We start from the raw sequence: 7,822 nt of genomic DNA, 5'->3' as shown, positions 1-7,822 counted from the left end.
TATTCTTAAATAAACTTTCTCTGTATCATGACGTACGATCAGTGGTAATCAGGTTTTATTTTGCGCACTTTCAGCAATACCTCCCTCAGTACTCAAAATAATAGTCGGCTCCCTCGTCATGTTTGTTGTAAGTTCACCTGATTGACTGGCTGATTCGGTTGGATATATTTTTAATATTGGCGTAATAATTGAAACAGCTGGACTACCCTGATTAATACACTTATCTGGGATGGGCTCAATATCCCGGGTACTATTGGTATCAATATTATCTTTAAGAAATTTGCGCAGCTCATCCAAATCAAAATGTACACTTTTGTTCTGGGTTTTGCCATCATTGGTGGTTTTATAAAAAGGAAAATAAACTTTACCTTGTTCAACATGATATGTGTTAACGCATCGTCTTGATTGATCCATCGTCATGATGGAATCAGGATCTTTATTTTGCTTTTTTTCAATTACAGGCAGGAAGCTTGAGTTCCCAATCAAAGCACTAGGTGAAATTAATTCATTCATAATATAAAAGTGATTATCCAGTTAACAAAAAATCAAAGAATTCAGAAAAAACTTTATATCCGTTATTCAATCGCTCTTGTTAAAAGCTGATCATTGTTCCACAAAAACAACAACTAATAGCGACTTTTAATAGTGACTTTTAATAGTAAACTTTTCATGCCGAACAAGACCGATCTGACAATACTTCAAAACCAGAATAGTTTGTGAAAGGCAAGGTAGCAGAGCCTAAAAAGGATGCAACATTGGTGATTGGTGACCTGCATTTGTCATGCTCACTATTTTTATCGAATTAAAATACATTACTCTGTAAATAACCATTTGTTAAGAAACCTTAATTCAGGAAAAATGGCTTCAGCCAAAAAGGGGCTCAGCGTTTTTACGTGGATGATTGGGGAGCCTATTAGCAAAACATTGACTGTAAAGATCATTCTGCAGGCAAAACAAATACCAAAAAAAATAGCCTTGTTTTCTATTAAAACCGGATTAAAAAATCTGAATCCAGTGGCGTAAATTATTTTCGATTGAAGTAAATATTATCAATCAACCGCGCCTTGCCCAGGTAGCCAGCCGCAAGAATGACCAGTGACTGCTCATTATGGGTAGCGGGCAGCAGCGTTTGTGGATTGCAGATATTAAAGTAATCCGGCTTGAACCCGGCCTGGGCCAGTTGGGCGAATGCATTTCTGCGCAGCAGGTCAAAGTCGGTTTCGCCCGCCTGAATCGCGCCTTTGGCTTCCCTCAGGCAGCGATAAAGAGCTGGCGCTATCTCACCCCGCTCTTCCGGGGTCAGATACCCATTGCGCGAACTCATGGCCAGGCCGGAAGGTTCCCGGGCAATGGGTGCACCGAGAATGTCAACCGGCATCACCATGTCTTGTACCATTTTGCGAATAATGGTCAGCTGCTGGAAATCCTTTTCACCAAATACCGCGATATCCGGGCGCACAATGTTGAACAGTTTGGTGACCACCGTGGCGATGCCCCGGAAGAAACCGGGTCGGCTACTTCCGCAGTGCATACCATCGAGTACATCGACACTCACATGGGTGTGGTGTTCACTGCCTTCCGGGTAGATTTCATGGGTGCTGGCGGCGTAAAGCAAATCAACGCCATGATCCATCAGCAGCTGCTGGTCCTGTTCCATGGTTCGTGGATAGGAGTCATAGTCTTCGTTAGGGCCAAACTGCAAGGGGTTAACATAAATACTCACCACCACAAAGTCGCAGCTTGCCCGGGCTTTCTCCACCAGGGTCAGATGCCCACCGTGCAGGTTACCCATGGTCGGGACAAAACCAATACACAGACCTGCCGATTTACGGGTGCCAACAAGTTCCTGAACTTCCGCAATAGAGTGTACAGTTTGCATGATGGGTGCTATCCGTTTAGTCGAAGCCGTGTTCCGGACCCGGGAAAGTGCCGTTCTTGACTTCTTTGACATAGGTAGCCACCGCATCCTGCGCAGACCCCCCTTCCGCCATAAAGTTTTTCACGAATCCGGGTTTGCGTCCGGCGGTCATATTCAGCATGTCGTAGATCACCAGCACCTGACCGTCCGGGTCAGCACCGGCACCAATACCAATCACCGGAATCTGAACGGCATGGGTGATTTCCCGGGCCAGCACCGAAGGCACGCACTCCAGCACCAGAATGGCGGCACCGGCCTTTTCCAGCTGGGTGGCGGCTTCAATCATGGCATTGGCGCGGGCTTCATCCCGCCCCTGAACTTTGTAGCCACCCAGAACATGCACCGACTGTGGTGTCAGGCCAAGGTGGACGCATGAAGGAATACCCTGCTCACGCAGGCGGGTAACGATGGGTGCCAGCCAGGCTTCACCTTCCAGCTTGACGATTTCAGCACCCGCCTGCATCAGCCGGGTTGCGTTGGTCAGCGCCTGCTGCTCACTGGTGTAGGAAGCGAATGGCAGGTCGGCCATTAACATGGCGTCACCCGCTTTGGTGCTGACACAGCGGGTGTGATAACACATGTCGTCCACAGTCACGGGAACCGTACTGGTTTGCCCCTGACAGACATTGCCAAGGGAGTCACCCACCAGTATCACTTCCACGCCCTGAGTGCTGGCCAGATGAGCCTGAGTGGAATCATAGGCAGTCAGGCTAGTGAATTTCTCACCCGCTTTTTTCATCTCGGACAGGACACTCAGGGTGACTTTAGCCATGGGTAAATACCTTGGTTAGTTGCAGTCGCGGATTATACGAGAAGTGTGGATGGTTGTCAGTCAGGGGTCTGGCACAAAATTCACGTCACTATCCTTGCCAAACCCCGGACTTGCGAAAACCCGGACGGTTCAAATCCATGGGTAACTGTCGGCTATGACAGTCAACCCCTGGTACCCCAGTTCATCAACCATTACTTGCAATGGCGTACCATCCGGAAGTTCAAGCTCCGGTGCAACATCCAGCAGAGGGCAAAGCACAAAGTTGCGAACCTGCATCTGATAATGAGGAACGGTCAGTCGTTCTGACTCAATACGCCGGTTGCCAAACAGAATGATATCCAGATCCAGAGTCCTTGGTCCCCAGCGTACCGAGCGCACACGACCATGGGCGTTTTCTATCGACTGCAGGGCATCCAGAAGCCTGAGCGGTGCCAATGTAGTATTCACCGCCACCACTGCATTGCAGTAATCCGGCTGGCCAGAAGGACCAACCGGGTCACTGCGGTAGAGTCTGGAACAGGCAGAAACCGTTATTTGCGGCGCACTGTCAATGGCATCTACGGCACGCTGCAGCTGAAGGTCCGGTTGCTCAAGGTTGCTACCCAGTGCTACATAAGCGGTTTCTGCCATCAGGACTCTCCGGTTTGAGAAGGCGACGATGCATCACCGGAACGGGGTTTGCGCCTGCGTCTTCTGCGTTTTCTGCCCTGCGTTTTCTGACCTTTGTCGGCAAGCGATCTGATCATGGCATGGCGGTCGTGTTCATCCAGTTCCTGTATCTGGGTCCACCATAGCCCCGCCGCCGACAGGTTTTCACCGGATTGCTCCCGGAGTACCAGGAAGTCATAGGCAGCACGAAATTTGGGGTGTTCCAGCAAGGTTTCAATCAGTTTGGGTTGTCGGTGTTCCAGTCGTACCTGCAGATCCCAGATATCACGAACCACCATGGAGAACCGGCGGGGAATAGCCGTGTGATGACACTGGTTAGTGATCACCGTCATGGATGCCTGTTGGAATGCCGGAACAGGAGGCACTCCCTGGTCCATAAGCTGGCTGGCCATTCGTCGCATGGGCGTCCATAAAAGTGCGGCGAACAGGAATGCCGGTGTCACCGGGCGGTCTTGTCTGACGCGCCTGTCGGTACTTTTCAATGCTTCAATAATCAGCTGACCGGCATGATCGTCCTGTTCTTGCAAACTATGCCCCGTGGCCGGAAACAGGGCATCAAACAACTGGTAATCCTGCAGTAATTCAAACGTACGGACGCCATGACCAGACTGCAGCAGCTTCAAAACCTCATCAAACAATCGTGCGGCTGGAATATCACGCAACAGCGACCCAAGCTCACGAATGGGTTGCTCTGTTGCCGGTGCCATAGTGAAGTTGAGTTTGGCTGCAAACCGTATGGCCCTGAGCATTCGCACCGGGTCTTCATGGTAACGGGTAACCGGATCGCCAATCAGTCGCAGGGTGCCGGTGCGAATGTCATCAACCCCGTTACAGAAATCAACAACACTGCAGTCGCGCCCATCGTAGTACAGGGCGTTGACGGTAAAATCCCGGCGCATGGCGTCATCTTCCATGGAGCCATAAACATTATCCCGGAGAATTCTGCCGGACTTCGAGTGGCGGGACTTTTCACGACCATGGTGCTGCTCATGGCTGGCACGGAAGGTGGCTACTTCAATCATTTCACGACCGAACAGCACATGGACCAGTTTGAAACGTCGACCAATCAATCGGGAATTACTAAACAGCCTGCGAACCTCTTCAGGACTGGCATTGGTGGTCACATCAAAATCTTTGGGGTGAAGATCAAGGTAGAGATCGCGGATACACCCGCCGACCAGATAAGCTTCATAGCCGTGACCGGTCAATCGGTTAATGACTTTGAGCGCATGCTCGTTGATGTAACGACGGGAAACCGGATGTTGATCCCGGGGGATAACGGTTTTTTGAGGATCGCCCCTTGAATCAACTGTGGGCCGATGGCGTTTTGACCGATTTCTGATACGCATGAGCCAGAAAATAAATGTGCCTCCAAGCACCAGGACAACAATCGCTGTTGTAAAACTGAACATTCCGGTGCCTGGCATCATAGCTTTTGCAGGGTTTGTTTAAAAAGCAGGGTTTGTTTAAAAAAACGTTGCATGAATAAAGTGTACTACCGTGTTTGTTTGTGACTTTTGACCCAACTGCCATCTTTACCGACTTGACCCGGAGGATAGAACATCGAGGATCATCGCCTATGATAGCACCGCCTTTGCCAGCACTCCATGGGTCTTGCTATCAGCGACTGGTCTTGTTATCAACGACAACTGCTGTCGGTTTTGATCAATATTTGATCAACATTGATTAAGCCACCTGCCGGAAATTTTCGAGACGGTACGGTGGTGCAATGATAATGGTGATTGACGACATTTGGTATATAAGTACTTCAAATTTTTTTACCGATAGCGGGAACCAATCACAACCTTGCCTGTCCAAATTGCCCGTACGTACACAAAATATTTTTCACAACGCAAACGATAGGTTGATCTCAATGAGTAACGAAACAAGTGGTATTGGCATTTTCCCCGGTAATAAATTCAATCTGGTATTTACTACGTCGAACCGTGAGAAAGTTGGTTCCGGTGAACAGGCCATTAGCAGGATTTTCGGTTCAAATTATCGCACTTATAAAATAAAACCGGAGATGCCACGTCTGCAAACACCCACTCAGCCGGTGGGTGAGGACATTGAATATGGAGCCCGCAGCCGGATCTCTGTGGTCGAGAAAATGTGGGCCGAGCAAAACCAGTCACAGAGTTCTTCAGTACAGGTGGTAGAACCCACTATCTATGTGAGTTTTGAAAACGGCTTGCGGGTCGACACCACCAGGGAAGGTCTGCCACTGTCAGACGTTGCCGCTGTTTGCGTAAAAATCAATGGCAAAGAATACTATGGTGAATCCGTTGCGGTTCCTGTTCGGGTGGATAACGAGCAAGTTGGCATGATAACGGAGGAGATCCTGAACTTTTTAGGCTCGCGCGAAAACACCTACGATTTCCACTCCAGATACGAAAAACTTGACGTTGAGCAGAAAAAGCTCTTCAACTTGATGGTTTTTGGTCATGAAGAAGGTTGTGACGCAAACGACGCTGTACCGCAGCCACAAGTTCAAGGCCTGCGCCAGAGGGTGATTGAAGCTCTGCTGAAACAAGGTGTCAGGGACTTCTGGGTGACCTATTCCGGAGGTAAGCTGACCCGGGAAAAAGGCCTGAATCAGGCAATCAAGAATGCCCTGCAAAAATTCATTAATGAACAGAGCGGTGAAGACAAACTACGTCTCGTGCAGACCATGAAGCAAACCCTGATCAGCCTGGGGCTGCCTGCATCCCTCGGGGAGCGCTACAGGCAAACGGTATGGATGCGTGATTTTGGCATTGAGATACAAACCCTGAACCCGCAAGACCTCGTCTCCCCTGAGGCCTTCAATCAGCTGACCAATTCCCTGGCAACCATTGCCCGCAAGCAGGACGACAATGGACTGATACCTCAGGTAGTGATTACCGACCAGTCATTGGCCGAATTTGTCTACTACCGAGCACTTGGAGGTGACAACGGGCTTGGCTGGTACCATCAACTGAGTGACTTTGTAGCAGAGAATTATCCCGATATCACCCTGCCCACGCTGGATTCACAGTCCCTGAAAACCATCGCACCGCAAGAGCTGAAGGCCAAACTGGACCAGCTTTATTCCTCTTATCAAGAGGCTGACAAACGAGCCGAAATGGATGGCAAGGCCGATGATTTGCCAAGACCGAGCCATACCCTGAATGGCTTACTGTCCGACACCCTTCGCACATTAACGCCGGGCACCACCGACGGTGAAATTCACTTCATTCGCTCTATGGCCAAACTGCTGGATCTTGCCAACAGCCAAGAGCAAATCAACCAGGTTCGGGAGCTGATCCCCAACCTTGCCCGTGCCATGGCCTACCTTGACAAGAGCGTACTGGACCCGAACAATGGCTTGCCTCAAGGTGGCGATAACCGTGACATGCTCGACACCTGGATGTATGAGAAACTGTTGTGCAGTAATGCCTGTTTTCTCTATCAGGGCCTCAACGGACTGGCCCGTCATATGGATGAGATCGGCCCCGAGCTCAGGAGTGAACTGAGTAGACATTACCCACTCGGAAAAACGCCCGTTTCCGGCTTTATTAAAGCCTTGCTTGGTAATAATCCGCAGGCCGACGTCAAAGCTGAACTGGCGAAGTTCAGCCAGTTGATTCAAGAAACCTTTCTCTATGACAAGGACGGCAGATTTGCCCCAAGGGACTTTGTCGATTCGGCTCATCGAACAGACCGCAAGTCCAAAACCGCGCCTGTGGAATATATCAAACCCCTGGTTAATGCCAACAAGAAATTTTTGGCGGGTGAGGAAGTCAACCTGCAGGGGCTGGCACTGGCCATTGAAAACGGGCTGGTCAATCCGGGAGATCACCCGGCGGCAGTGAGACTGATCAGCACACAAGTGACTGACGCTGGTCTGCATGCGTTCTCTCCCATCAATATGGCAGACGCAAAGGAAATAGGAATGCTGCAGGAAAGCAAAGGTTTTCTGGTATGGCCGCAGATCGAATACCGGGTAATTGCTACTCTGGTCGAACATATGGAACGTACCCCAGAGATCGATGCGCTGCTGTCGAAATTGCTCGAGGCAGGTGAAAAACGCAAAGGTCTAAGTGAATGGTATAACCTGGATGCAGGAAAAAAAGTTTATGGTGGAGGTGCCAGTGGCCAGGCTTGGTCAATCATGTTGATGGACCAGGCAATGTCGGCCATAAAGGATAAGCCAATCGACGATAATCATCAGGTATTGCCAATGGAAGATGATCATCAGGTATTGCCAATGGGAGATAATTATCAGGTAGTGCCAATGGAAATTGATGAGGCTGTCTGAAAGTAGTACCCATCTTGACGATCTTCTACCATAAGGTCGTCTGGATGGAAGAGGGGAATTAATTGTGGAAAAATTTCCGTTTTGTAAGGTAAATACTTTTTATTTGCCAAGCAAAACTTTTTTTTGTCCAAAGTAGTACATTTACAGCAAAACAAAACAAAAAAATTTTGGTTTTGTTTAATAA

8 protein-coding genes are annotated in these 7,822 nt (G+C 49.3%); 2 read left to right on the top strand and 6 right to left on the bottom strand.

Going from position 1 to position 7,822, the window contains the following annotated elements; translation table 11 throughout:
- Window positions 1-48: 48 nt before the first annotated feature.
- Window positions 49-513, bottom strand: a complete 465-nt coding sequence (locus KDK14_RS14725) for a hypothetical protein (RefSeq protein ID WP_257265929.1) — start codon at window positions 511-513, stop codon at window positions 49-51.
- Between the two features lie 345 nt (window positions 514-858).
- Here KDK14_RS14725 and KDK14_RS14720 point away from each other — a divergent pair, with 345 nt between their 5' ends.
- Window positions 859-1,023, top strand: coding sequence for a hypothetical protein (locus KDK14_RS14720; RefSeq protein WP_257265928.1), 165 nt, complete (start codon window positions 859-861; stop codon window positions 1,021-1,023).
- 1 nt (window position 1,024) lies between these two features.
- Here the strand turns inward: KDK14_RS14720 and panC are convergent, their stop codons facing one another.
- From panC to pcnB, 4 genes are all read right to left on the bottom strand, one after another.
- A complete protein-coding gene (gene panC / locus KDK14_RS14715) occupies window positions 1,025-1,879 on the bottom strand; it encodes a pantoate--beta-alanine ligase (RefSeq protein ID WP_257265927.1) in 855 nt (284 codons plus the stop codon).
- 16 nt (window positions 1,880-1,895) lie between these two features.
- The gene (gene panB / locus KDK14_RS14710) at window positions 1,896-2,690 is read right to left on the bottom strand and encodes a 3-methyl-2-oxobutanoate hydroxymethyltransferase (protein WP_257265926.1); all 795 of its coding nucleotides are present in this window, start codon (window positions 2,688-2,690) and stop codon (window positions 1,896-1,898) included.
- Window positions 2,691-2,819: 129 nt separating this feature from the next.
- On the bottom strand, window positions 2,820-3,320 hold the full coding sequence (gene folK, locus KDK14_RS14705; RefSeq protein ID WP_257265925.1) for a 2-amino-4-hydroxy-6-hydroxymethyldihydropteridine diphosphokinase: 501 nt from the start codon (window positions 3,318-3,320) through the stop codon (window positions 2,820-2,822).
- Window positions 3,320-4,771 (bottom strand): polynucleotide adenylyltransferase PcnB, encoded by a 1,452-nt coding sequence (gene pcnB, locus KDK14_RS14700; RefSeq protein WP_257265924.1) that lies wholly within the window; start codon window positions 4,769-4,771, stop codon window positions 3,320-3,322. The genes folK and pcnB overlap by 1 nt, the downstream gene beginning before the upstream one ends.
- Before the next feature lie 461 nt (window positions 4,772-5,232).
- Between pcnB and KDK14_RS14695 the strand changes: the two genes are divergently transcribed.
- Entirely contained in the window at window positions 5,233-7,638 is a 2,406-nt protein-coding gene (locus KDK14_RS14695) for a hypothetical protein (protein WP_257265923.1), read from the top strand.
- On the opposite strand, the gene KDK14_RS14690 is transcribed toward KDK14_RS14695, so the two are convergent.
- Window positions 7,602-7,822 (bottom strand): hypothetical protein (locus KDK14_RS14690; protein WP_257265922.1); only part of this gene is annotated, 221 nt, incomplete at its 5' end. The two genes, KDK14_RS14695 and KDK14_RS14690, sit on opposite strands and share 37 nt — an antisense overlap.

Source organism: Endozoicomonas sp. ONNA2, assembly GCF_024606365.1.
In the GTDB taxonomy this organism is placed as follows: domain Bacteria; phylum Pseudomonadota; class Gammaproteobacteria; order Pseudomonadales; family Endozoicomonadaceae; genus Endozoicomonas.
Note: the sequence above shows the minus strand (reverse complement) of the source record. Positions and strands in the feature narration are given on the sequence as shown.